Annotated in this window: 20 protein-coding genes; 15 read left to right on the top strand and 5 right to left on the bottom strand. The window is 65.6% G+C overall.

Features of this window, described 5'->3' with window-relative positions; translation table 11 throughout:
- Positions 1-21: 21 nt before the first annotated feature.
- Together CCOS191_RS12265 and CCOS191_RS12270 are read left to right on the top strand one after the other, a co-directional pair.
- Positions 22-1,158, top strand: a complete 1,137-nt coding sequence (locus tag CCOS191_RS12265) for an HlyD family secretion protein (protein ID WP_046855439.1) — start codon at positions 22-24, stop codon at positions 1,156-1,158.
- Positions 1,148-2,656 (top strand): MDR family MFS transporter, encoded by a 1,509-nt coding sequence (locus tag CCOS191_RS12270; protein WP_046855440.1) that lies wholly within the window; start codon positions 1,148-1,150, stop codon positions 2,654-2,656. The genes CCOS191_RS12265 and CCOS191_RS12270 overlap by 11 nt, the downstream gene beginning before the upstream one ends.
- A gap of 3 nt (positions 2,657-2,659) precedes the next feature.
- On the opposite strand, the gene CCOS191_RS12275 is transcribed toward CCOS191_RS12270, so the two are convergent.
- Both CCOS191_RS12275 and CCOS191_RS12280 read right to left on the bottom strand, forming a co-directional pair.
- A complete protein-coding gene (locus CCOS191_RS12275) occupies positions 2,660-3,265 on the bottom strand; it encodes an START domain-containing protein (protein WP_046855441.1) in 606 nt (201 codons plus the stop codon).
- Positions 3,266-3,345: 80 nt separating this feature from the next.
- On the bottom strand, positions 3,346-4,182 hold the full coding sequence (locus CCOS191_RS12280) for a bifunctional allantoicase/(S)-ureidoglycine aminohydrolase (protein WP_046855442.1): 837 nt from the start codon (positions 4,180-4,182) through the stop codon (positions 3,346-3,348).
- A gap of 235 nt (positions 4,183-4,417) precedes the next feature.
- On the opposite strand from CCOS191_RS12280, the gene CCOS191_RS12285 reads away from it, so the two are divergent.
- On the top strand, positions 4,418-5,326 hold the full coding sequence (locus CCOS191_RS12285; protein WP_046855443.1) for a hypothetical protein: 909 nt from the start codon (positions 4,418-4,420) through the stop codon (positions 5,324-5,326).
- Positions 5,327-5,873: 547 nt separating this feature from the next.
- Here CCOS191_RS12285 and CCOS191_RS12290 read toward each other — a convergent pair.
- Entirely contained in the window at positions 5,874-6,539 is a 666-nt protein-coding gene (locus CCOS191_RS12290) for an HAD family hydrolase (RefSeq protein ID WP_046855444.1), read from the bottom strand.
- A gap of 196 nt (positions 6,540-6,735) precedes the next feature.
- Between CCOS191_RS12290 and CCOS191_RS12295 the strand changes: the two genes are divergently transcribed.
- From CCOS191_RS12295 to CCOS191_RS12330, 8 genes are all read left to right on the top strand, one after another.
- A complete protein-coding gene (locus CCOS191_RS12295; RefSeq protein ID WP_046855445.1) occupies positions 6,736-7,146 on the top strand; it encodes an acyl-CoA thioesterase in 411 nt (136 codons plus the stop codon).
- A gap of 268 nt (positions 7,147-7,414) precedes the next feature.
- Complete coding sequence (locus CCOS191_RS12300; protein ID WP_052752599.1) at positions 7,415-7,942, top strand: thioesterase family protein; 528 nt, start codon at positions 7,415-7,417, stop codon at positions 7,940-7,942.
- A 164-nt stretch (positions 7,943-8,106) separates the two neighbouring features.
- On the top strand, positions 8,107-8,868 hold the full coding sequence (locus tag CCOS191_RS12305) for a hypothetical protein (protein WP_046855446.1): 762 nt from the start codon (positions 8,107-8,109) through the stop codon (positions 8,866-8,868).
- A 3-nt stretch (positions 8,869-8,871) separates the two neighbouring features.
- Entirely contained in the window at positions 8,872-10,470 is a 1,599-nt protein-coding gene (locus CCOS191_RS12310) for a hypothetical protein (protein WP_046855447.1), read from the top strand.
- A gap of 61 nt (positions 10,471-10,531) precedes the next feature.
- Positions 10,532-11,149 (top strand): transcriptional repressor LexA, encoded by a 618-nt coding sequence (lexA, locus tag CCOS191_RS12315; RefSeq protein ID WP_046855448.1) that lies wholly within the window; start codon positions 10,532-10,534, stop codon positions 11,147-11,149.
- On the top strand, positions 11,149-11,769 hold the full coding sequence (gene imuA, locus CCOS191_RS12320; protein ID WP_046855449.1) for a translesion DNA synthesis-associated protein ImuA: 621 nt from the start codon (positions 11,149-11,151) through the stop codon (positions 11,767-11,769). Before lexA ends, imuA begins: the two co-directional genes overlap by 1 nt.
- Positions 11,770-11,775: 6 nt before the next feature.
- Entirely contained in the window at positions 11,776-13,194 is a 1,419-nt protein-coding gene (locus tag CCOS191_RS12325; RefSeq protein ID WP_046855450.1) for a Y-family DNA polymerase, read from the top strand.
- The gene (locus CCOS191_RS12330; RefSeq protein ID WP_046855451.1) at positions 13,191-16,265 is read left to right on the top strand and encodes an error-prone DNA polymerase; all 3,075 of its coding nucleotides are present in this window, start codon (positions 13,191-13,193) and stop codon (positions 16,263-16,265) included. The genes CCOS191_RS12325 and CCOS191_RS12330 overlap by 4 nt, the downstream gene beginning before the upstream one ends.
- 187 nt (positions 16,266-16,452) lie before the next feature.
- Here the strand turns inward: CCOS191_RS12330 and CCOS191_RS12335 are convergent, their stop codons facing one another.
- Positions 16,453-17,274: an aldo/keto reductase gene (locus CCOS191_RS12335; protein WP_046855452.1), complete on the bottom strand. Its 822-nt coding sequence runs from the start codon at positions 17,272-17,274 to the stop codon at positions 16,453-16,455.
- Positions 17,262-18,167 carry a LysR family transcriptional regulator gene (locus CCOS191_RS12340; protein ID WP_038706217.1) on the bottom strand — a complete coding sequence of 302 codons (906 nt, stop codon included), beginning with the start codon at positions 18,165-18,167 and terminating at the stop codon, positions 17,262-17,264. The genes CCOS191_RS12335 and CCOS191_RS12340 overlap by 13 nt, the downstream gene beginning before the upstream one ends.
- Positions 18,168-18,287: 120 nt before the next feature.
- Between CCOS191_RS12340 and CCOS191_RS12345 the strand changes: the two genes are divergently transcribed.
- The 4 genes from CCOS191_RS12345 to CCOS191_RS12360 all read left to right on the top strand — a co-directional run bounded on the left by CCOS191_RS12345 (position 18,288) and on the right by CCOS191_RS12360 (position 23,137).
- On the top strand, positions 18,288-18,986 hold the full coding sequence (locus CCOS191_RS12345) for a CoA transferase subunit A (RefSeq protein ID WP_023632552.1): 699 nt from the start codon (positions 18,288-18,290) through the stop codon (positions 18,984-18,986).
- A 35-nt stretch (positions 18,987-19,021) separates the two neighbouring features.
- Positions 19,022-19,678 carry a CoA transferase subunit B gene (locus CCOS191_RS12350; RefSeq protein ID WP_046855453.1) on the top strand — a complete coding sequence of 219 codons (657 nt, stop codon included), beginning with the start codon at positions 19,022-19,024 and terminating at the stop codon, positions 19,676-19,678.
- Between the two features lie 137 nt (positions 19,679-19,815).
- Positions 19,816-21,234 carry a short-chain fatty acid transporter gene (locus CCOS191_RS12355; protein ID WP_046855454.1) on the top strand — a complete coding sequence of 473 codons (1,419 nt, stop codon included), beginning with the start codon at positions 19,816-19,818 and terminating at the stop codon, positions 21,232-21,234.
- 193 nt (positions 21,235-21,427) lie between these two features.
- Complete coding sequence (locus CCOS191_RS12360) at positions 21,428-23,137, top strand: ShlB/FhaC/HecB family hemolysin secretion/activation protein (RefSeq protein WP_082120409.1); 1,710 nt, start codon at positions 21,428-21,430, stop codon at positions 23,135-23,137.
- Positions 23,138-23,148: the final 11 nt, after the last annotated feature.

The raw sequence follows: 23,148 nt of genomic DNA on the forward strand, positions 1-23,148 counted from the left end.
CCCCACCGGATGGAGCCCAGCATGAACCAGGCGGTCAGCCCAGATCCCCAGCAAACCCTTGAGCAAATCCGCGCCCGGCGCCGCCAGCGCCTGCTGCGCTTCGGCCTGGCCGGGGGCCTGGGTTTGCTGGTGGCGGCCTATGGCGCCTACTGGTGGCTCGACGGGCGTTTCCTGGAACAGACCGACGACGCCTACGTGCGTGCCGACTGGGCGCCGATCAGTGCCCGGGTCAGTGGCTACGTGGCCGAGGTTGCAGTGGCTGACAACGCCACGGTCAAGGCCGGCGACCTGCTGGTGCGCCTGGACGCGCGCGATTTCCGCGACCGCCTGCGCAAGGCCGAGGCGCACCTGGCGGTCAGCGAGGCGGCGTTGCAGGTGCAGCGTATGCGCCTGCGCGCCTTCGTCGCCGAGCAAGACGAGCAGACCCACGCCATTGCCCGCGCCGATGCCGAACGCGGCGGTAGCCGAGGCGAGGCGCAGCGGGCCGAGGCCGACTGGCAGCGTTACCAGCACCTGGCGCAATGGCAGGCGGTCAGTGTGCAGCGGATGGAGCAGGCCCGCGCCACCCGCATCCAGTCTCAGGCGCTGCAGCGCGCCGCCGATGCCGAACTGGCCCGCCAGCACGCACGCAAGGCGATGCTGGAGCAGCAGGGCAAGCAGCTGGAGGCCGAGTTGCTGCAGCGCCAGGCCGACCTCGACCAGGCTGCCGCCGAGGCCGACCTGGCCCGCAGCGCCCTGGCCGACACCGAAATCCGCGCGCCCTTCGATGGCGTGGTCGGCCAGCGCAAGGTGCGCCAGCAGCAGTACGTCACCCCCGGCCTGCCGCTGCTGGCAGTGGTGCCGGTGGAGCAGGCGTACGTGGTCGCCAACTTCAAGGAAACCCAGCTGGCGCACATGCGTCCCGGCCAGGCGGTGACACTGGAAGTGGACACCTTCGGCCAACACTGGCGCGGCACCGTGGACAGCGTCTCGCCAGGCTCCGGCGCCGTGTTCGCCTTGCTGCCGCCGGACAACGCCACCGGCAACTTCACCAAGATCGTCCAGCGCTTCCCGGTGCGTATCCACCTCGACCCAGAGGGCGATGACAGCCCACGGTTGCTGCCCGGCATGTCGGTGATCGCCACCGTCGACACCCGGCAGGCCCGCCATGAGCGCTGAGGACAAAGTCTCCCTGCGGGCCTGGGTGGCGGTGATCGGCGGCTTGTTCGGCTGCTTCATGGCTGGCATGAACGTGCATGTCACCAGCGCTGCCTTGCCCGAGATCGAGGGCGCGCTGGGGGCCAGCTTCGAGGAAGGGTCCTGGATCTCCACCGCCTACCTGGTGGCCGAGATCAGCATGATCCCCCTGACCGCCTGGCTGGTGCAGGTGTTCTCGCTACGCCGGGTGATGCTGGTGGGCTCGGCGGTGTTCCTGGTCAGCTCGGTGAGCTGCGCCATGGCCGGCAGCCTGGAGGCGATGATCGCCTTGCGGGTGATCCAGGGCGCCTCGGGCGCGGTGCTGATCCCGTTGTCGATGCAACTGATCATCACCGAGCTGCCGGCCAGCCGCCTGGCGCTGGGGATGGCGCTGTTCAGCCTGTCCAACAGCGTGGCCCAGGCCGCCGGCCCGTCGATTGGTGGCTGGCTCACCGACATGTATTCCTGGCGCTGGATCTTCCTGCTGCAATTGCCGCCGGGAGTGGCGCTGCTGGCGGCGGTGGCCTGGTCGATCAAGGGCCAGGCCGGTGACCGCGGCGCCCTGCGCCGGGCCGACTGGCTGGGCATCGCGGCCATGGCGCTGGGGCTGGGAGCATTACAGGTGGTGCTGGAGGAAGGGGGGCGCAAGGATTGGTTCGAATCGCGCTTCATCGTCGCTTTCAGCATCGTTGCGGTGATCGCCCTGGCCCTGTTCATCCAGCGCCAGTTGTGGGGGGAACGGCCGTTCATCAACCTGCGGCTGCTGGGCAGCTACAACTTCGGCGTGTCCAGCCTGGCCATGGCGGTGTTCGGCGCGGCCACCTTCGGCCTGGTGTTCCTGGTGCCCAACTACCTGTCGCTGGTGCAGGGCTACAGCGCCAGCGAGATCGGCAAGAGCCTGATCGCCTACGGCATGGTCCAGCTACTGCTGGCGCCGCTGCTGCCCCGGCTGATGCGCTGGCTCAACGCCAAGCTGCTGGTGGCCAGCGGCTTCGCCATCATGGCCCTGGGCTGTTGGCTGGGATCGACGCTGACAGTGGACTCGGGCAGCAACGTGATCATCCCCTCGACCGTGGTGCGTGGCATCGGCCAGCCGTTGATCATGGTGGCGCTGTCGGTGCTCGCGGTGAAGGGCCTGGACAAGGCCCAGGCCGGCTCGGCCTCGGCGCTGATCTCGATGCTGCGCAACCTCGGCGGCGCGTTGGGCACGGCGTTGCTGACGCAACTGGTGTCGCAGCGCGAGCGCTTTCATTCGGTGCGGGTCGGCGAAGGGCTGACGCTGTTCGACGGCGCGCTGCAACAGCGCCTGCCGGGTGGCATGGTCGACCCGCAGTCGCCGCAGGTCATGCAGACCCTGGCGTTGATAGACCAGAGCGTGCGCGAGCAGGCGTACCTGATGGCCTATTCGGATGCGTTCTACCTGTCGTGCGTGGCGCTGCTGGCCTGCGCCGCGGCGTCGCTGCTGCTGCGCAGCCGCTGAGTTTCACGGCTGGCGTTCGGCCACGGCGCGCAGGGTGCGCAGGGTGACCATCGGCGCATCCACCACGAAGCGGTTGGCCAGCCAACCCGGCACATCACCGGCCGGGTCGGCACGCAGCTGGTAGGTGACCTCGGTATCGCGCTCGCCCAAGGGGCGCATGATCCATTCGCCGCTGAGCCGGCGCACGCGGATCAGCCCGGGTTCGGTCGGCACCCGCCCAGGCTCGGCGCTCAGGTGCCGCACCAGCGAGTCGTCGTCCAGGCGCTCGGTACGCACCTTGAGCACCATGTCCCTGGGCTTGGCCGGCCAGGGCAGGGCGGTGGTCAGGTAGACCCAGGTGGTATCGCCGTCCACTTCCAGCAGGCGCATGTCGGCGCAGGCGTACAGCCATTTGCAGGCCACGCGCAGGTTTTCCTGCAGGTCGCTCAGGGTACGGATGCTGGCCTTGATCCGGGTGACGCCGCGAAATTGCTGGTAGGCCGAACCGTCGACGCTGGCCAGGTAGACGTCGATGCCGTCTTCCTGATGCGCGAGTTGCCAGTCGTCTGCCCACGGCAACGCGCCCGGCAACAGGAGCAGCAGGGCAAGTAGAAGGCGATGGAAGGTCATGGCGGGAGGCCGGGAAGGGGCGGTCCGCTCAGTATGGCTCAAGACTGCAGGAGCGGCGGGTTGCCGCTCCTGCAAGGTCATCAGCGCTGCGGGTTGAGCGTCAGGTGCACGTGACGGTTGACGTCCTTGTACAGCAGGTAGCTGAACGGGCCCGGGCCGCCGGAGTAGCAAGCTTGCGGGCAGAAGGCGCGCAGCCACATGAAGTCACCGGCCTCGACCTCGACCCAGTCCTGGTTCAGGCGGTACACCGCCTTGCCTTCCAGGACGTACAGGCCGTGTTCCATGACATGGGTCTCGGCGAACGGGATCACGCCGCCGGGCTGGAAGGTCACGATGTTCACGTGCATGTCATGGCGCATGTCGGCCATGTCGACGAAACGGGTGGTCTTCCAGGCGCCATCGGTGCCCGGCATCTCGATGACAGTGGCGTTGTCGCGGTGGGTGACGAACGACTCGGGAACCGGCAGGCCCTCGACCTTCTGGTAGTGCTTGCGCAGCCAGTGGAAGGTGACGTTGGCCTTGCTGTTGTTGCGCAGGCTCCAGTCGGCGCCGGGGGCGAGGAAGGCATAGCCGCCCGGCACCAGGGTGTGGTGCTTGCCTTCGACGGTGACGTCGATCTCGCCTTCGACCACGAACAGCACCGCTTCGGCGTTCGGGTCCAGTTCAGGACGCTCGCTGCCGCCCTCGGGAGCGACTTCGACGATGTACTGCGAGAAGGTCTCGGCGAAACCGGTCAGCGGACGGGCGATGACCCACATGCGCATCTTGTCCCAGAACGGCAGGTGGCTGGTGACGATGTCACGCATCACGCCCTTGGGGATCACGGCATAGGCTTCGGTGAACATGGCACGGTCAGTCAGCAGCTCGGTCTGAGCCGGGTGCCCACCGTGGGGGGCGAAGTAGGAAGATTTCGACATGAACGGTCTCGACTTTGTTGTTCTCTCCCCATGCCTTGGACCACACCGGCCGGTGCGTGCAGGGGATGCCGGGACAGCATAGGGGGCGGGCGCTGTCATCCACAAATTAAATGTTGAAATACCCGGTATCCATTTACTGAATGCTGTGTGTAGGAAAATGCCTGGAAATCGTGGCATCGACATTTTTTTCACATCACCTTGCTAGCATCGCCCGCACTTTCCAGGAGCCGACTTGATGATGCATGTGCTACGCAAACGCGGTGTCCGCCTCGCCCTGGCGGCTACCACGGGCCTGATGGTCTGTAGCTTGGGCTTTTTCGCCTGGCAGAGCTTCTACCCGGTGCAGGCCGCCGAGGGCTGGAACGTACAGGTGCTGCATAACTCGGTGACCCGGGCCGCTTCGCTGCTGCCTCAGGACGACGGTAGCCTGCTGGTCAGCCGCGAGCTCAACGGCGGCAAGGGCAGCATCCTGCGTATTACTGCCGAGGGGGACCGGGTGGTGGTGCTCGAAGGCCTGTCCAAGCCGGACGGCATGGTCGCCGTCGACGGTGGCTGGGCGTTCAGCCAGGAGGTCGGCGGGGCACCGGTCAGCGTGTCGCGCGATGGCCAGGTCAGTCAGCTGTTCGACGGCAACAACGTGCAGGGGTTGTACAACGATGGCCAGCACCTTTACGCCATCGAGGACCGCAAGGGGGATGGCCGGCTGATGCGATATGACTGGCAGAGCGGCGAGCTCGACGTGTTGCGCTCGGGGCTTACCGAAACCGAGGGCCTGACCCGTTGTGCTGACGGGCGCCTGCTGTATACCGAAAAGGCCACCGGCAAGATTCGTGCGCTGAGCGAAGGCGGGAATGACCCGGTGGTGATCGAAGGTCTGCGCAACCCGACCTTTCTGCTCTGCGACCAGCGTGGGCTGTGGATCAGCGAGGATTCGACCCATCGTGCGCGGCTGTTGCGTATCGATGGGGATGGTACGCGTCACACGGTTCTCAGCTACCTGAAGGCACCGCAGGCCATCGTTCCGGATGGCAAGGGCGGATACCTGCTTGCCGAGGGGGGGCGCGACCGGGTGCTGCGGCTGACGCCACCGGTCAAGGGCAGGACTGCGCAGGCCGAGGCTTCGTCGCGGGGGCCTGAAGCCTGAGTCATAACTGCGAGCGGTTTTTGCCTTCTTAATGCCCGCGTGTAAAAGAAGGTCGCCGTAAAGGTTAAAAAGTGGCTTTGCGGCGATATGGCGAATGAATGCACTTACAACTATGAAAACCGATTCCGACTGACTTTGACTTACACAACGTGTGTCTCGAAAGTTATATACGCATTCAATTGCGATGGTGACGCATAATCACCTTTCCGCCCTTACGGCGGGTCCCTTTTTGAAGCATCAAAAAGGGACCAAAAAATGCTCGCTCCATTCATCCGGCCCCTACGCTTCGCTCCGGGGTCCCCTCACTCCGGCCTTGCTCCCGGGAGGACCGCGCTGAACGCCCCATCCTGGGGCGCAGCGCTTGACGGGCATCCATGCCCGTCACCTCCCTCCGCAAGACCTGCGTTCGGCCTCCTGAAGTCGCAATTTGTGTCGCCTGAACTATTGCGCGCTTAGAAGCAAAAGCAAAAACAAAGGAACAACGGCAACGGCAACGGCTCGCAGGACTCAACTCGACCTACCGCGCAATGCCAGAAGCAGCAATTGTTCAAGCCGTGGCCTGCATCCGCGCGATGATGTCCCACAACCGTGGATCGTCATAGTCTTCGATCACCAACCGCGCTCCGGCTTCCAGCAGTCGTTCGGCCGGCTGGGTAGTGGCCAGGCCCACGGTGAAGATGCCTGCATCGACAGCCGCCTTGACGCCAGGCAGTGAGTCCTCGAAGGCCAACGTCTGCCCGGCCTGGGCCTGCAGGCACTGCAGCCCGGTGAGGTAGGGCAGGGGATCAGGCTTGGGCCGTGCCAGCTCATCGGCGACCAGGACATGAGCGAAACGCTCGCCAAGGCCCATGGCCCCGAGCATGTGCTCGGCGTTCAGGCGCGGCGCATTGGTCACCACGCACATGCCGATGCCGTGCTGCTCGGCATGTGCCAGCAGGCGCAGCAGGCCGGGCATGGGTGTCAGGGTTGGCGACAGTTCGCGGAACAACGCCTCCTTGCGCTCGGCCAGGGCCTGGCGGTGGGCGGCGTCGGCCTGGGGGAACAGCTCGGCGAACAGCAGGCCGTTGGAGCGGCCGCTGACCTGGGTGTTGAACTGCTCCTGGGTCAGCTCGCGGCCATCGTGGTCGTGCAGCAGCTGGCGGAAGGCTTGCAAGTGCAGGGTGTCGGTATCGGTGAGAGTCCCATCGAGATCGAACAGCAGGGCGGTCAGCATCGGGCATCCTTAAGGGGGAGAAACCATTCAGCAGCATCTTATGCCATCAGCATTGGAAAGTGCAGTTGGCCGGTTCTTTCACGTTTTCGACACAAGGCTCACAGGCGCGGGGCTGCCGAGCAAACGCTCCAGCCCCAAGAGACCCTGAACGGTTACTATCGGCTGCCAGGCATCCACTGCACGGAGCACTCACCCCATGCCTTTCGTTACCACCCGCAAGATCCTGTTCGGCGATTGCGACCCCGCCGGGATCGTCTACACGCCGCGTATCAGTTACTTCGTCATCGAGGCGATCCACGAGTTTCTCTCCCATCAGCTGGGCGGCGAAGGCCTGCGCAAGCTGTTCGCCATGGGCGTCATGCCGCCGGCACGGGCATTGTCCATCGAGTTCCTGGCGCCGATGGCCTGGGACGACCTGATCTGCGTGCACGTCAGCAGAGGGCCGCTCGGCCGCACATCGTTCAGTTTCGCTGTGGAAGGGGTCGGAGCCAGTGGCGAGGCATGTTTCCGCGCCAGCATGACCCAGGTATGCGTCTGCCCCGATAGCAAGCAACCGGTTGAACTGCCCGAGGCACTACGCCAGGCACTGAGCAGTACCTCAGACTGATGTGCATCACCACGGATAGATATTTCATCAAGCAACAAACGTTTCAGCATCAATTGGATATAAAGTCCAAACGTGACCGGTTATTCAGTTGCGTTTTTCCGTTTAATTGAGGCTGCTGCCACTGGTTGCTCCTGGTGAAAGCTGTTAGCTTTCGCCCCGCTCCGGAATTAAACAAGCAGGCCTGCAACGCGCCGCTTGCGGCCACCCGAACAAACAACGGGTGACCGAACAGGGAACGATAATAAAAATCCTAGGGAGGGATAACCGGATGAATCTCTACATCCGTCTGTTGCTGGCTGTTCTGCGCGGTTTCTTCAAGCCGCCGATGGCCCTGACCGACACGCTGCAGCGAACGCTGCGGGTCTGGCCGAACGATATAGACATCAATAAACACATGAACAACGGCCGTTACATGACGATTGCCGATCTGTTCATGCTGGAACTTTGCCTGCGCGCGAAAATCCTCATTCCTGCCTTCAAGTTGGGCTGGAAGCCCATGCTCGGCGGTAATCTGGTTGTCTATAAAAAGCAACTTTCCATGTTCGAGCAGTACACCGCCGAGTTCAGCATCTGCTGCCTCGACGAAAACTGGACCTACTTCCAGTACACCTTCTTCAACCGTGCCGGTGAAGTGGTGGTGACTGGCTATTCCAAGGGCGCCTGGGTCGGTCGCAAAGGCCTGGTCGCCAACGCGGTGATCGCCGAAAAGCTCAAGGTCGAGCCCACTACCGCGCCGATGCCCGAAGCCATCAGGAAATGGCTTGAGGCTGAGGCTCACGTGCTCGGCAAGGCCTGAACCAGGCCGCGTCGCGGCCCACTTGGCAAACCCCACACCCACGTAATCCGTCCATTGCTCCACGGCACCGGGCCTCTGGCCTGGCGCCGCGCGCGGCAGGCTTTGCCGTGCCCGCCATTCGCGCCTGCCCCACGTCGATCCATGAATGAGTAGGGAAACACCTCATGCCGAACACCTTGTTGTTGATGCTGGTTCTTTTCGCGGTCTTTCTACTGGTCGCCGAGCTGTTCAGGCGCTACCGCCTGGTGGGCCTGACCTTCTTCGTCCTGTCGCTGCCGGCGTTGCTGGTGCCGAACGCCAACCTGTTCATGCGCATCAAGACCATCAGCGTGCTGCTGCCCATGTGCTTCCTGGCTTACGCCAGGTACAGGCCGAAAATCGAAGGCTTCATCTACAAGCTCATCTACCTGGTGATCGTGCTCAACATCATCGAAGCCTCGGTGATCGACTGGCAAACCGGCAACGTGCTCAACATTGCCGCCGCCGTGGGCCTGGTCCTGTGCCTGCCGTACTCGCGCCAGCACTGGGAGATCTCTGGCCGTCATCACGATTTCGTAGTGCGCGTCCCTGCCTACTGGCCCTACCTGTACACCACCTGGAACCTGTGCTTCCTGTACTCGGCGCGGATCACCACCTTCGGCTACGCACTGCCGCTGTTGCTGGCGCCGGTGGCCTATGCCTTGCTCCTGCGCCGCTCCGACCTGTACTTCCAGGCCCGCGCCTACACCTTCGGCTTCTACCTGTTCGTGCGCACCATCGCCGGTGACACCCCGCTGATGAACCTGCCGGCCTTCGACCTGACGACCTGGTACAGCCCCGACGCCGCGCTCGCCTGGAGCGTCGTCAACGTGATTTTCACAGGCGCCTGCCTGTACAGCTACGGCGCAAGCCGCAAGAAGAACAAAGCGATCGAACAAGGAGTGTGAAGCATGTTGGAAGTTATCCTGCTGGCGTTTTTCATCACCGCCAGCCCGGTGATCCTGTTGATGAGCAAGACCCGCGCCGAGCCATTGAAGCATGTGTACATCGGCCTGTATTACGTAAAGTTCGTACCGTTGCTGCTGTCGTTGTACGCGATCAACCTCAGCGCCAGTTTCCTGGCCTGGAAGTGGGTGCAGCTGAAATGGCTGCTGCCTCGCTACTTCGGCTACCGCCACTACAACCGCGACTCCATCTCGATGGAGAGCACGGCGATCCCGGGCACTGACTACCACATGGGCTACATCCCCAAGAAACTGCCCGCCGAACTGGTCTATCGCTGGAGAAAAGACAAGGTCTACCACAACTACATCCAGTCGATCATCAAGGCCAACCGCGACTACTACAAAGTACCGCTGGGCCAGTTCCCGCAACCGACGGCGATATCCGACGAGGACCTGAAAGTCTTCCTGATGTCGTCGCAGATCACCCACTACCTGCAGACGGTCGATGGCGTGTCGACCTTCGACATGCGCGATTTCACCCGCGAGATCCGCCTGTCCAGCTCGGTGTTCGACGTGGCCAGCATTTCCATCGCCCAGGACTTCGCCACCGACAGCATGCGCATCACCCTGCGCGACGGCTTCAGCGTAGGCCCGGGCGAGCCGCACTGGGACCTGGCCAAGGTGTACTTCATGTCGAACACCATGGTGTTCTTCATCCTCGGCGCGCACCTGCACCACCATCTGTTCTTCGCCGAAATGGGCGCGGCATTCCTGTTCAACCTGGTGCCCAAGGATTGCAACTTCCACAAGCTGATGGACCCGCACACCGCCTATATCCTGATGCTCAACCACCAGTTCAAGGAATCGCCGCTGTCGCTGCGCGAAACCACCGGCATCGCCGACAAGTTCCTCTACAGTTGCATCGGCTACTACTCGGCGCAGACCTTCTACAAGGTCGGCTATGAAAACGCCCTGAACATGTACAACAAGCGCGACACCGAAGACCAGGCGCTGACCCAGAAATTCGAGATCAAGTTCGCCATCCCGTTCGACCAGTACCTCAATGGCCAGCACGCACTGAACGCCCAGTACCGCGACTACTACGCGGCGGTGCTGAAGTTCGTCACGGCCAGTTACGACGACCTGCTGCGCGACGGCTCCGAACCCTATATCAACAACTGGGTCGCCGAGCTGTGCCGCTATGTCAACCTGCCGTGCCAGGCCAATGACAAGGCCTTCAACATCGAAGTGATCGCCACCTATATCTGGTACGTGTCGTTCGTCCACTCCCTGGAGCACTACCAGTTCCACAAGTACAAGATGAACTACTGCCTGCTGACCCGGCTGCCGTTCGCGGTCGCCAAGCACCTGCCAGCGGACCAGGTGTTCAGCCAGTACGACATCTGGAAGTCCAAGCACATCGTGCACACCTTCGGCAAGAACCACCTCAATGCCGGTGTTTCGGAAAGCTATGCCGACCTGGACTACAAGTTCCGCGACCTGCCGTTGATCGACAAGCAGGCGCAACTGAAGAAGGACGTACTCGCGCTACTGGAGAAACACCAGACGCCAAACGAGGCGATCGCCTTGTCCATTCGTTACTGAGCCTGGGCGAGGAGGGCCGGCGACGAAGGGGGCTGTTCAGCTTTTGCGGAAAGGAGTACAAATGTGCTCCATGGACAATTTATCCCCCAAACGCCGCGCCATCCTCGAATTCATCCGCGAGCGCATCACCGATCAAGGCCAGCCACCGTCGCTGGCCGACATCGCCGAGCGTTTCGGTTTCGCCTCGCGCAGCGTGGCGCGCAAGCACATCACCGCCCTGAACCAGGGCGGCTTCATCGACGTCACGCCCAACCAGGCGCGGGGTATCCGCCTGGCCGAGCCGCTGCGTCGGCCGGAGGTCCTCGAAGTGCCGGTGCTCGGCCAGGTTGCCGCCGGTGCGCCGATCGGGCCCGACCTCGATATCCACGAGCAGTTGCTGCTCGACCCCAGCCTGTTCCGGCGTACCCCCGACTACCTGCTCAAGGTGCGCGGCGACTCGATGGTCGACGACGGCATCTTCGACGGTGACCTGGTCGGCATTCGCCAGCAGGGCGATGCCCGCGACGGGCAGATCGTGGTCGCCCGGCTCGACGGCGAGGTGACCATCAAGCGCCTGCAGCGCACCCGCGACGGCTATCGCCTGCTGCCGCGCAACCCGGCCTATGCCCCCATCGATGTGAGCCCCGAGCGCGAGTTCTTCATCGAAGGCGTGTTCTGCGGCTTGCTGAGGCGTGACTGATGGGCGCGGTGGTCGAACTCGACCGGCTGCTCGACCAGCGCCAGGTATGGCGCGGGCGGCAGGCCCAGGCGCGCCCGCAGGGCCTGCAGCCCACCGGGCATGCCGCCCTCGATGGTCGGCTGCCGGAAGGCGGTTGGCCGGCGGCGTCGCTCAGCGAGCTGCTGCTGGCCAGCCCCGGTTGCGGTGAGTTGCAGTTGCTCTGGCCTACGCTTGCCCGGCTGAGTGGGGAAGGGCAGCGGGTGGTGCTGGTGGCGCCGCCGTTCATCCCTTATGCACCGGCCTGGCAGGCTGCCGGGGTCGACCTGCGCTGGCTGGTGCAGGTCGACGCCGAGGCCGGCGATGCCCTGTGGGCGGCCGAGCAGTGCCTGCGCTCGGGCAGTTGCGCCGCGGTGTTGTGCTGGCCGGAGCGTGCCGATGATCGGGCGCTGCGGCGTTTGCAAGTGGCCGCGGAAACCGGCAACACGCTGGCGTTCGCCTGTCGCCCGCGACAGGCCGCGCTGAACCCATCGCCCGCCGCCCTGCGCATTGCCCTCGACCTGCGCCCGGCACAATGGCGCGTGCTCAAGTGCCGGGGCGGCTTGCCGCCTGCCGCACCCATCGCCTGCCCAGGGCAGGGGTGATGCACCATGCTCTGGGCCTGCATCCTGTTACCCCAGCTGGCGCTGGACACTGCCCTGCGCGAACGCGACGACCCCGAGGCGCCGCTGGTGCTGCTCGGCGGGCCGCCCCAGCGCCGTGTGCTGCGGGCGGTCAACCCGGCAGCCAGTGCGCTGGGCCTGCGCGCCGGCCAGGCCCTGACCGCCGCCCGCGCCCTGGCCGACGGTTTTACCTGCGTCGAGGTCGAGCCGGCGCGTATCGAGCAGTTGCAGCAGTTGCTCGCGGCCTGGGCCTACCGTTTCAGTGCCCAGGTCAGCCTGCACTATCCCCGTGCGCTGCTGCTTGAGGTGGGCTCTAGTCTGCAGCTATTCGGCCCATGGCCGTCGTTCGAGGCGCGCCTGCGCCAGGAACTGGCGGCACTCGGCTTGCGCCAGCGCATCGTGCTGGCCAGCAACCCGGTGGCGGCGAGAATGCTCGCCAACGGCCATGATGGTCTGGCGCTGAGCTGCCCGCAGGCGACCCGCGCCGCCTTGCTCGACATGCCCGTCGAGCGTGTCGGCCTGCCCGGCGAGGCAGCCGAAGCCTTCAATCGCATGGGCCTGCGCCGCCTCGGGCAGGTGCTGGCGCTGCCCCGTGATGCCCTGGCCAGGCGTTTCAGCGCCCAGGTGCAGTTGCACCTGGACCAACTGCTCGGCCTGCGTAGCCTGGGGCTGGATTTCTACCAGCCGCCCGACCGTTTCGAGGCTCGGCTGGAGCTGAACTTCGACGTCGAGTCGCACCAGGCGCTGCTGTTCCCCCTGCGTCGTCTTATCCACGACCTGGCGGCTTTCCTCGCCGGGCGTGACTGTGGCGTGCAGCGGTTCGAGTTGCACCTTGAGCATGCCGAAGGCGCCGACACCGTGCTCAAGGTCGGCCTGCTGGCCGCCGAGCGTGACGCCTCGCTGTTGTTCGAGCTTGCCCGTGGCCGCCTGGAGCCGCTGCGCATCCCGGCGCCGGTGCGCAACCTGCGGCTGCTGGCCGCCGACCTGCCACCGTTCGTGCCCCAGCACCAGGCGCTGTTCGACCCGCGTGCGCAGCAGGCCCAGCCTTGGGACCAACTGCGCGAGCGCCTGCGCGCGCGGCTGGGCGATGACGCGGTCAAGGGCTTGCGCGCCGAGGCCGATCATCGCCCCGAGTGCGCCTGGCAAGGAGTGGAGCAGGGTGGGCAGGGCCATTTGGTGATGGCCCCTGGTCGGCGCCCCGGCTGGTTGCTGCCGGTGCCTCAGGCGTTGTCCGAGACCGGCCTGCAACTGCTCGGGCAGGCCGAACGCATCGAGTCCGGCTGGTGGGACGGTGGTGATGTGCGGCGCGACTACTACCGCATCGAAACCCGCGATGGCCTGCGCGGCTGGGCCTTCCGCGACCTCGCGGCCCCGGGGCCGTTGTGGCTGCAAGGCTGGTTCGCATGAGCGCCCCCGGCTACGCCGAGCTGCACTGCCTGTCGAACTTCAGCTTCCAGCGTGGCGCCTCAAGTGCCGACGAGCTGTTCCGCCGCGCCCGCGAGCAGGGTTACCAGGCCCTGGCGATCACCGACGAATGCACCCTGGCGGGCATCGTCCGGGCCTGGCAGGCGGCAAAGCAGCATCAGGTGCGGTTGATCGTCGGCAGCGAAGTGCGGGTGCACCAGGGACCGAAGCTGGTCCTGCTGGCACAGGACCTTGCCGGCTACCAGAGCCTCTGCGCCTTGATCACCCGCGCCCGGCGGCGTTCGCAGAAGGGCAGCTACCAGTTGCTCGTCGAGGACCTCGAGGCCCATCACCAGGGCTTGCTGGCGCTGTGGGTGGCCGAGCCGGACGACAGCGCCGGGGCCTGGCTGCAGCCCCTGTTCGCCGGGCGCCTGTGGCTGGCGCTGCACCTGCACCGCGGGGCCGACGACGCCCAGCGCCTGGCCTACCTGCGCGCGCTAGGGGCGCGGCTCGATATTCCGCTGGTGGCCTGCGGCGATGTGCACATGCACGTGCGCGGACGGCGGGCGCTGCAGGACTGCATGACCGCCATCCGCGAACATTGCGCGGTCGCTGAGGCGGGGCGGTACCTGTTCGCCAATGGCGAGCGTCACCTGAGGTCGCTCGAGCAGTTGCGCGAACTGTACCCCGACGATCTGCTCGCGCAGACCACACAGGTCGCGGCGCGCTGCACGTTCGACCTGTCGCAGTTGCAATACCGATACCCGCGTGAGCTGGTGCCCGAGGGGCAGACCCCGGCCAGCTGGCTGCGCGAGCTGTGCCGGCGAGGGTTGCCCGAGCGCTGGCCCCAGGGCCCGAGCGACAAGGTGCGCACGGTGCTGGAGCGGGAGCTGGCGCTGATCGAGGAACTGGGCTACGAGAGCTACTTCCTCACCGTCCACGACATCGTCGCCTTCGCCCGCCGCCAGCGCATCCTCTGCCAGGGGCGCGGCTCGGCGGCCAACTCGGTGGTGTGCTTCGTCCTCGGCATCACCGAACTCGACCCGATGGAACACCGCCTGCTGTTCGAACGCTTCCTTTCCCGTGAGCGCAACGAGCCGCCGGACATCGACGTGGATTTCGAACATGAGCGTCGCGAAGAGGTGATCCAGTACGTGTTCCAGCGCTACGGCCGGCACCGGGCGGCGCTCACCGCGGTGGTCAGCAGCTACCACGCCGCCGGCGCGGTGCGCGATGTGGCGCGGGTGCTCGGCCTGCCGGCCGACCAGGTGGACGCCCTGGCCAAATGCTGCGGGCGCTGGAGCGATCGCATCCCGGATGCCGCTCGCCTGGCGGAGGCCGGGTTCGATGCGCACAGCCCGTCGCTGCGGCGCATCCTGGTGCTGGCGGGGGAGCTGATCGGCTTTCCCCGGCACCTGTCGCAACACCCGGGAGGCTTCGTCATCTCCGAACAGCCGCTGGACCAGCTGGTACCGGTGGAGAACGCGGCGATGGCCGAGCGCACGGTGATCCAGTGGGACAAGGACGACCTGGACATGGTCGGCCTGCTCAAGGTCGACGTGCTGGCGCTGGGCATGCTCAGCGCGCTGCGCCGCTGCTTCGACCTGATCGCCCGGCACCGGGGGCGCGAGTACACGCTGGCGACCCTGCCCAAGGAAGACCCGGCCACCTACGCCATGATCGGCCGCGCCGAGACCATGGGCGTGTTCCAGATCGAGTCGCGGGCGCAGATGGCCATGCTGCCCCGGCTCAAACCGGTGAAGTTCTACGACCTGGTGATCGAGGTGGCCATCGTCCGTCCGGGGCCGATCCAGGGCGACATGGTTCATCCCTATCTGCGCCGCAGGTTGAAGCAGGAGCCGGTCACCTACCCATCGGAGAAGCTCAAGGCCGTCTTCGAGCGCACCCTGGGCGTGCCGCTGTTCCAGGAGCAGGTGATGGAGCTGGCCATGGTCGCCGCCGACTACAGCCCCGGCGAGGCTGACCAGTTACGCCGCAGCATGGCCGCCTGGAAGCGCCATGGCGGCCTGGAGCCGCACCGCGAGCGGCTGATCGCGGGCATGCTCCGTAATGGCTACGAGTTGGCCTTTGCCGAGCGTATCTTCGAGCAGATCAAGGGCTTTGGCAGCTACGGCTTCCCCGAGTCCCACGCCGCCAGCTTTGCCCTTTTGTGCTACGCCAGCAGCTGGCTCAAGTGCCATGAGCCGGCGATCTTCACCTGCGCGCTGGTCAACAGCTGGCCGATGGGCTTCTACAGCCCCGACCAGTTGCTGCAGGAGGCGCGCCGCCAGGGCATTGAAGTGCGCCCGGTGGATGTATTCCACAGCGAGTGGGATTGCACCCTGGAGACACTGGGCGAGAACGAACTGGCCATCCGCCTGGGTCTGCGCCAGATCCGCGGCTTCAGCGAAGATGATGCCCGGCGCCTGGAGCAGGCGAGGGCGCAGCGCCCCTGGCGGGATTTCGAGGACCTGTGCCTGCGCGTCGGGCTCGATGGCCGGGCCCGGGCGCGCCTGGCCGACGCCGGGGCATTGCGCGGGCTGGCTGGCGACCGCCACCAGGCGCGCTGGCAGGTAGCGGCGGTGCAGGCGCAGTTGCCGCTGTTTGCCGAAGTCGAATCGGCCCTCGAACAGGCGGTGGCCTTGCCCGCACCAAGTATTGCCGAGGACCTCGCCGCCGACTACGACACCCTGGGCACCACCCTCGGGCCGCACCCCCTGACCCTGCTGCGGACACGCTTGCGCGCGCTGGGGTGTCGCAGTTCAAGGGAGCTGGCAGGGGTCGAGCATGGCGACAGCATCGCCGTCGCCGGCATCGTGGTCGGGCGCCAGCGACCACAGACCGCCAGTGGCGTGACCTTCGTCACCCTCGAGGACGAGCATGGCATGGTCAATGTGGTGGTCTGGCGCGACCTGGCCGAGCGCCAACGGCGCGAACTGGTAGGTTCGAAGTTGCTCAAGGTGAGCGGGCGGCTGGAGCAGGAGAGCGGGGTGCGGCACCTGATCGCCCGGCGCCTGGAAGACATCAGCCCGCTGTTGCAGGGGCTTGATGTGCGCAGCCGGGACTTTCACTAGTGTGGCGCTTGGCTTCGGATCGGCGCGATTACCGTAGGGACAACTGTCTTGTGTAGCTTGTAATGGCCTCATCGCTGGCAAGCCAGCTCCCACAGGGTGGACGGCGTTTGGCTTGAAAGCGGCACGGTCGGTGTGGGAGCCGGCTTGCCGGCGACAGGGCCGCAGCGCGGCCCCTCGTGCAGGCAGCTCAGACCATCGCCAGGCGCTGCTTGCGAGTCGGAGCCGGGAACGCCTGCTCGATGGCTTGCAGGTCCTCTTCGGCAAGCACCAGGTCGGCCGCCGCCGCATTCAAGCGCACATGCTGCGGATCCACCGCCTTGGGAATCGCGATCACTCCATCATTGCGCGTGACCCAGGCCAGGCTCACCTGGGCCGGCGTGGCGCCATGGCGCTCGGCGATCTGCGTCATCACCGGGTGACGCAGCAAGCGCCCGGCTTGGGCCAACGGGCAGTAGGCCATGGTCGGCAAGCCTTGCTCGCGGCTCCACGGCAGCAGGTCGAACTCGATGCCACGCTCGGCCGGGTTGTACAGCACCTGGTTGGTGGCGCAGGCGCTGTTATCCAGTTCGCGCAAGTCGTCGAGGTCGAAATTGGACACGCCCCAGCGGCGAATCTTGCCCTGCTCGATCAGCCGCTCGAAGGCTTCCACTGTCTCGTCCAGCGGGTACTGGCCGCGCCAGTGCAGCAGGTACAGGTCGATGCAGTCGGTGCCCAGGCGCTGGAGGCTACGCTCGCAGGCGGCCGGCACACCGCGTCGGCTGGCATTGTGCGGATAGACCTTGCTGACCAGGAACACCTGGTCGCGACGCCCGGCGATGGCCTGGCCGACCACCTGTTCGGCGCTGCCCTCGGCGTACATTTCAGCGGTGTCGATCAGGCCTAGGCCCAGGTCGATGCCTTGTTGCAGGGCCGCGACTTCGGCGGCCCTGCGGCCCGGGTCTTCGCCCATGTACCAGGTGCCCTGGCCGATGGCCGGGACGCGGGAGCCCGCCAGATTCACGTAACGCATGTCACCTCCTGTGGATGGGTATGGGTCAGCAGTACATCGAGCAGCGCCTCGGCGGCCTTGGACAGCTTGTGATCACCCAGGGCGATCACGCCGATGCGCCGCTCCACGGTGGGATCGACCAGCGGCACGCAACGGGCGCCGAGCTCCTGCATCTGCTCGATGCACAGCGCCGGCACCGCGCTGACTCCCAGGCCACTGGCGACCATGCGGCCGATGGTCGACAGCTGATGGCTCTCGAAGGCCACCGCCAGCTTGCCATGGTTGGCGGCCAGGTGCTGTTCGAGCAGCAGGCGCACCGCCGATGGCCGCTGTAGGGCGATGAAGTCCTCGGCCAGCAGCTCCTGCCAACGCACCTGGGGCTGCTGGGCAAGGGGCGAGTCGGCCGGCACCACGGCGACGAAGCGGTCCATGTACAGCGGGTGGAAGCGCAACGCCTCGCTGCTTTCCGGCTCGAAGCCGATACCCAGTTCGACGCGGCGATGGCGCACCAGTTCCAGCACCTGCTCGTTGATCACGTCGTGCACGGTGACATTGACCTTGGGGTAGCGCTGGCGAAACACCTTCAGCGACCGTGGCAGCAGGTTGCCGGCGAACGCCGGCATTGCCGCCACCGACACCCGCCCCAGTTGCAGGGTGAAGCGCTGGCGCAGCATTTCCTCGGTATCGTCCCAGTCGGCGAGCAGGCGCCTGGCCAGGGGCAGCAGCACCTCGCCCTCGGGGGTCAGGCTGACGCTGCGGGTGGTGCGGGTGAGCAGGGCGCCGCCGAGGTTGTCCTCCAGGGCCTTGATGGTCAGGCTCAGGGCCGGTTGCGACACGTGCAGGTGCTCGCCGGCCTGGGCGAAGCTCTGGTACTTGGCCACGGTGACGAAGGCCCGCAGCTGCTTGACGTTCATGAGGGGCTGACCCTTTGTTTTGGAAAAGTTATCAATCGATGACGAAAACAAAATTAACAAATCAGTCGACTACAGTGAAGATGACCGTACGGTTCCAACAACTACAAAAGGCGACTGAGCATGGCCGGACTGGACAAGCGTGTAGCAACTTACGAAGAGGCCCTGGCGGGCCTGACCGACGACATGACCGTGCTGGCCGGCGGCTTTGGCCTGTGCGGCATCCCCGAGAACCTCATCGCCGAAATCAAGCGCCGTGGCGTCAAGGGCCTGACCGTGGTTTCCAATAACTGCGGTGTCGATGGCTTCGGCCTCGGCGTGCTGCTCGAGGACCGGCAGATCCGCAAGATGATCGCCTCCTACGTCGGCGAGAACGCCGAGTTCGAACGCCAGCTGCTCAGCGGCGAACTGGAAGTGGAGCTTACCCCGCAAGGCACCCTGGCCGAGAAGATGCGCGCCGGCGGCGCCGGCATCCCGGCCTTCTTCACCGCCACCGGCTACGGCACCCCAGTTGCCGAAGGCAAGGAAGTACGCGAGTTCAACGGCCGCAAGTACATCCTCGAAGAGTCCATCACCGGCGACTTCGCCATCGTCAAAGGCTGGAAGGCCGACCACTACGGCAACGTGGTGTACCGCAACACCGCGCAGAACTTCAACCCGCTGGCCGCCACCGCCGGCAAGATCACCGTGGTCGAGGTCGAAGAGATCGTCGAGCCCGGCGTGCTGCTGCCCAGCGAGATCCACACCCCGGGCATCTATGTCGACCGGGTCATCGTCGGCACCTTCGAGAAGCGCATCGAAAAGCGCACCGTCAAGGCCTGAGCGCCGCCCTCAAGAACAACAAAGAGATCCTGACCATGGCATTGACCCGCGAACAAATGGCGCAACGCGTCGCCCGTGAACTCAAGGACGGCTACTACGTCAACCTCGGCATCGGCATCCCCACCCTGGTGGCCAACTACGTGCCCGACGGCATGGAAGTGATGCTGCAGTCGGAGAACGGCCTGCTGGGCATGGGCGAGTTCCCCACCGAAGCCACCATCGACGCCGACATGATCAACGCCGGCAAGCAGACCGTCACCGCCCGCCGTGGCGCGTCGATCTTCGATTCGGCGCAGTCCTTCGCCATGATCCGTGGCGGCCATGTCGACCTCACCGTGCTCGGTGCCTTCGAAGTGGACGTGCAGGGCAACATCGCCTCGTGGATGATCCCCGGCAAGCTGGTCAAGGGCATGGGCGGCGCCATGGACCTGGTGGCCGGCGCCGACAACATCATCGTCACCATGACCCATGCCTCCAAGGACGGCGAGTCCAAGCTGCTGCCCAGGTGCAGCCTGCCGCTGACCGGTGCCGGCTGCATCCGCAAGGTGCTGACCGACCTGGCCTACCTGGAGATCGAAAACGGCGCCTTCATCCTGCGCGAGACCGCGCCGGGCGTGAGTGTCGAGGAAATCGTCGCGAAGACCGCCGGCAAGTTGATCGTGCCGGACGATGTGCAGGAAATGACCTTCTAAGCAGCACCGTTGCAAGCGCCCCATCGCGGGGCAAGCCCGCTCCCACGAAGGACCACGCATCCTTCGTGGGAGCGGGCTTGCCCCGCGATGGGGCGACGCCGTTTCAGTCCTATAAAAATCAGAAAAAGGAAAACATCGTGGCCGCTGATATCCAAGACAGCCGCTCCGCCCGCTTTGCCCTGCGCTGCTCCAACTGGGCCGAACGCTGGTTCCCCGATTCCTGGGTGTTCGCCGCCCTGGCCGTGATGCTGGTGGCCCTCGGCGCCCTGGGCATGGGCGGCAAACCCACCGACACCGCCAAGGCCTTCGGTGACGGCTTCTGGAGCCTGATCCCGTTCACCATGCAGATGGCCTTCGTGGTCATCGGCGGCTATGTGGTGGCCAGCTCGCCACCCGCCGCCCGGCTGATCGACCGCCTGGCGCGGCTGCCGAAGAACGGCCGCTCGGCGGTGTGCTGGGTAGCGTTGATCTCGATGCTCGCCTCCTTGCTCAACTGGGGCCTGTCGCTGGTGTTCGGCGGCCTGCTGGTGCGCGCCCTGGCGCGCCGCACCGACCTGAAGATGGACTACCGCGCCGCCGGCGCCGCCGCCTACCTGGGCCTGGGCGCGGTGTGGGCGCTGGGCCTGTCGTCGTCGGCCGCGCAGTTGCAGGCCAACCCGGCCAGCCTGCCGCCGTCGATCCTGTCGATCACCGGGGTGATCCCGTTCACCGAGACCATCTTCCTCTGGCAGTCCGGGGTGATGCTCGCCGCGCTGGTGATCGTCTCGCTGATCGTCGCCTATGCCACCGCGCCTGGCCCGAACAGCGCCCGCAGCGCGCAGGACTGTGGAGTGGACCCGAGCTTCAGCGCACCGCCTTCGCCCCAGCGCACGCGCCCGGGTGAATGGTTGGAATACAGCCCCATCCTGATCCTGCTGCTGGTGGCCCTGGCCGCCGGCTGGCTGTACCAGGAGTTCGCCACCAAGCCGGCGATCACCGCGATTTCCGGGCTGAACACCTACAACCTGCTGTTCATCATGCTCGGTGCCTTGCTGCACTGGCGCCCGCGCAGCTTCCTCGATGCCGTGGCCCGCGCCGTGCCGACCACCACCGGGGTGCTGATCCAGTTCCCGCTGTACGGCTCGATCGCCGCCATCCTCACCCAGGTCAAGGGCGCGGACGCCCAGACCCTGGCCCACCATATCTCGCTGTTCTTCACCCAGATCGCCACCCATGACACCTACGCCTTGCTGATGGGCGTGTACTCGGCGGTGCTCGGCTTCTTCATTCCTTCCGGCGGTGGCAAGTGGATCATCGAGGCGCCGTACGTGATGCTGGTGGCCAACGACCTGCAATACCACCTGGGCTGGGCGGTGCAGATCTACAACGCCGCCGAGGCGCTGCCGAACCTGATCAACCCGTTCTACATGCTGCCGCTGCTGGGGGTGTTGGGGCTCAAGGCGCGTGACCTGATCGGCTTCTCGTTCGTGCAGTTGCTGGTGCATGTGCCGCTGGTGCTGGTGTTGCTGTGGGCGCTGGGCACCACGTTGCAATATGTCCCGCCTGTAATGCCCTGATCAGGCAGGCCCATCAGACGCCTGCCTGGGAGGGTGTCTGATGGGCGGACGGTGGACGGCTGCAAGCGCTATGGATCGGCGCTCGTGCAGCTTCCTACCGGAGTCTCCGAAAAAGCTGACTGATGGCAAATTGACGTCAATATGCTGGCCACTTACTATGCGCGCCACTTTGCGTTGATCACCAGGGACAGGTATGCCGGTACGTCTTCACTCAGCGCGCAATTATGCGCGCTTCGCATTTGTTGCAACATTGTGCAGCCCGTTGGCCTGGGCCGTCTCACCGGGTGACCAGGACCTGATCCGCGAACGCCAGAACCGCCTGCTCGAAGAGCAGCAACGCCGCCTCGAGGACCTGCGCAACCTGCCCGGCGAAAGCGCGCAACCTACCCAGCAGCAACGGCCTGAAGACACCCGCTGCTTCGATATCCACACTATCGAGCTCAAGGGCGCCGACAGCCTGTCCGCCGCCGATCGCGACAGCCTGCTCAAGCCTTTCATCGACCAGTGCCTGGGCGTCACCCAGCTCAATGCCTTGCTCAAGGCGATCACCGACCATTACCTGGGCCGCGGCCTGGTCACCAGCCGCGCCTACCTGCCGCAGCAGGACCTGTCCTCGGGCCACCTGCAGGTGCTGGTGGTGGAAGGGCGCCTGGAAGGGCTGCGCCCGGACCCGGCCAGCGGCCTGAGCGAGCGCGAGCTGGCCATGGTTTTCCCCGGCGAAGTCGAACAGCGCCTGAACCTGCGCGAAGTCGAGCAGATGGTCGACCAGCTCAACCGCCTGCCGTCGAACAAGGCGCAGATGGAGCTGACCCCCGGCAAGGCCGTCGGCGGTAGCGAAGTGCTGGTGCGCAACACCCAGCAGAAACCCTGGCGCGCCTCGCTGTCGCGCAACAATGAAGGCCAGCGCAGCACCGGTGAACAGATGCTCAACCTCGGCCTGGAATGGGACAGCCCGCTGGGCCTGGCCGACCAGCTGATGCTGCGCGGTGGCCACGACGTGGTCAGCGACCACACCCAGGGTTCGAAGAACGGCGTGCTGTATTACAACCTGCCATGGGGCTGGTGGAACTTCACCTACAGCTACAGCGAGAGCGAGTACCGCTCCCTGGCCCAGGCCAACGGCTTTGCCTTCAAGCAGACCGGCGACAGTCAGAACCACCAGCTGCGCGCCGAGCGCGTGGTGCACCGTGATGCCACCAGCAAGACCTCGCTGAATGCCGGCATGGCCCACCTGCGCACTAACAACTACATCGAGGACAGCCGCCTGGAGGGCAGCAGCAACCGCCTGAGCGAGGCGCAGTTCGGCATCAACCACGGCCGCCGCCTGGGCAATGCTTTCGTCAACATCGACCTGGGCACTCAGGAAGGCATCGGCGCCTTCGATGCCCAGGACAATGCCCACCCGCGCCCCGGCCAACCAGTGGCGCGCTACCGCAAGTACAGCGCTACCGTCAGCTATGTACAGGGCTTTGAAGTGCTCGGCGAGCGCCTGAGCTTCAGCAGCCTGGCCACCGGCCAGCGCAGCGAGGACGTATTGTTCAGCCCGCAGCGCATCAGCCTTGGCGGGCTGTCGTCGGTACGCGGCCTGAAGGACCAGTCGCTGTCCGGCGACAGCGGTGGCTACTGGCGCAACGACCTGCGCTGGACCCGCCCGGTGAGCTGGCCGCTGCTGCAGCCGCTGGTGGCCGAGTACGGCCTGGGCCTGGGCTACGACCTGGGCGTGATCCGCAACGACCGCTACAACGGCCAGTACCACGGCCGTGCCAGCAGCCACTCGCTGGAGCTGTTCGCCCGCGGCCAGCATATGGCTGCCAGCGTGACCTTCGCCCACAGCCTGGAACGCCCCGACGTGCTGACCGAAAAGGAACGCCCGGTCTACTTTCGCCTCGACTTTTTCATCTGATCACCTGATTC

It is taken from the genome of Pseudomonas sp. CCOS 191, assembly GCF_001007005.1.
Lineage (GTDB): Bacteria > Pseudomonadota > Gammaproteobacteria > Pseudomonadales > Pseudomonadaceae > Aquipseudomonas > Aquipseudomonas soli.

What these genes read in the sequence shown, in the direction of transcription:
- CCOS191_RS12265 (WP_046855439.1), top strand. Translation starts at nt 22, where the DNA reads ATGAACCAGGCGGTCAGCCCAGATCCCCAGCAAACCCTTGAGCAAATC.
- CCOS191_RS12270 (WP_046855440.1), top strand. Translation starts at nt 1,148, where the DNA reads ATGAGCGCTGAGGACAAAGTCTCCCTGCGGGCCTGGGTGGCGGTGATC.
- CCOS191_RS12275 (WP_046855441.1), bottom strand. Translation starts at nt 3,265, where the DNA reads ATGACCTTCCATCGCCTTCTACTTGCCCTGCTGCTCCTGTTGCCGGGC.
- CCOS191_RS12280 (WP_046855442.1), bottom strand. Translation starts at nt 4,182, where the DNA reads ATGTCGAAATCTTCCTACTTCGCCCCCCACGGTGGGCACCCGGCTCAG.
- CCOS191_RS12285 (WP_046855443.1), top strand. Translation starts at nt 4,418, where the DNA reads ATGATGCATGTGCTACGCAAACGCGGTGTCCGCCTCGCCCTGGCGGCT.
- CCOS191_RS12290 (WP_046855444.1), bottom strand. Translation starts at nt 6,539, where the DNA reads ATGCTGACCGCCCTGCTGTTCGATCTCGATGGGACTCTCACCGATACC.
- CCOS191_RS12295 (WP_046855445.1), top strand. Translation starts at nt 6,736, where the DNA reads ATGCCTTTCGTTACCACCCGCAAGATCCTGTTCGGCGATTGCGACCCC.
- CCOS191_RS12300 (WP_052752599.1), top strand. Translation starts at nt 7,415, where the DNA reads ATGAATCTCTACATCCGTCTGTTGCTGGCTGTTCTGCGCGGTTTCTTC.
- CCOS191_RS12305 (WP_046855446.1), top strand. Translation starts at nt 8,107, where the DNA reads ATGCCGAACACCTTGTTGTTGATGCTGGTTCTTTTCGCGGTCTTTCTA.
- CCOS191_RS12310 (WP_046855447.1), top strand. Translation starts at nt 8,872, where the DNA reads ATGTTGGAAGTTATCCTGCTGGCGTTTTTCATCACCGCCAGCCCGGTG.
- lexA (WP_046855448.1), top strand. Translation starts at nt 10,532, where the DNA reads ATGTGCTCCATGGACAATTTATCCCCCAAACGCCGCGCCATCCTCGAA.
- imuA (WP_046855449.1), top strand. Translation starts at nt 11,149, where the DNA reads ATGGGCGCGGTGGTCGAACTCGACCGGCTGCTCGACCAGCGCCAGGTA.
- CCOS191_RS12325 (WP_046855450.1), top strand. Translation starts at nt 11,776, where the DNA reads ATGCTCTGGGCCTGCATCCTGTTACCCCAGCTGGCGCTGGACACTGCC.
- CCOS191_RS12330 (WP_046855451.1), top strand. Translation starts at nt 13,191, where the DNA reads ATGAGCGCCCCCGGCTACGCCGAGCTGCACTGCCTGTCGAACTTCAGC.
- CCOS191_RS12335 (WP_046855452.1), bottom strand. Translation starts at nt 17,274, where the DNA reads ATGCGTTACGTGAATCTGGCGGGCTCCCGCGTCCCGGCCATCGGCCAG.
- CCOS191_RS12340 (WP_038706217.1), bottom strand. Translation starts at nt 18,167, where the DNA reads ATGAACGTCAAGCAGCTGCGGGCCTTCGTCACCGTGGCCAAGTACCAG.
- CCOS191_RS12345 (WP_023632552.1), top strand. Translation starts at nt 18,288, where the DNA reads ATGGCCGGACTGGACAAGCGTGTAGCAACTTACGAAGAGGCCCTGGCG.
- CCOS191_RS12350 (WP_046855453.1), top strand. Translation starts at nt 19,022, where the DNA reads ATGGCATTGACCCGCGAACAAATGGCGCAACGCGTCGCCCGTGAACTC.
- CCOS191_RS12360 (WP_082120409.1), top strand. Translation starts at nt 21,428, where the DNA reads ATGCCGGTACGTCTTCACTCAGCGCGCAATTATGCGCGCTTCGCATTT.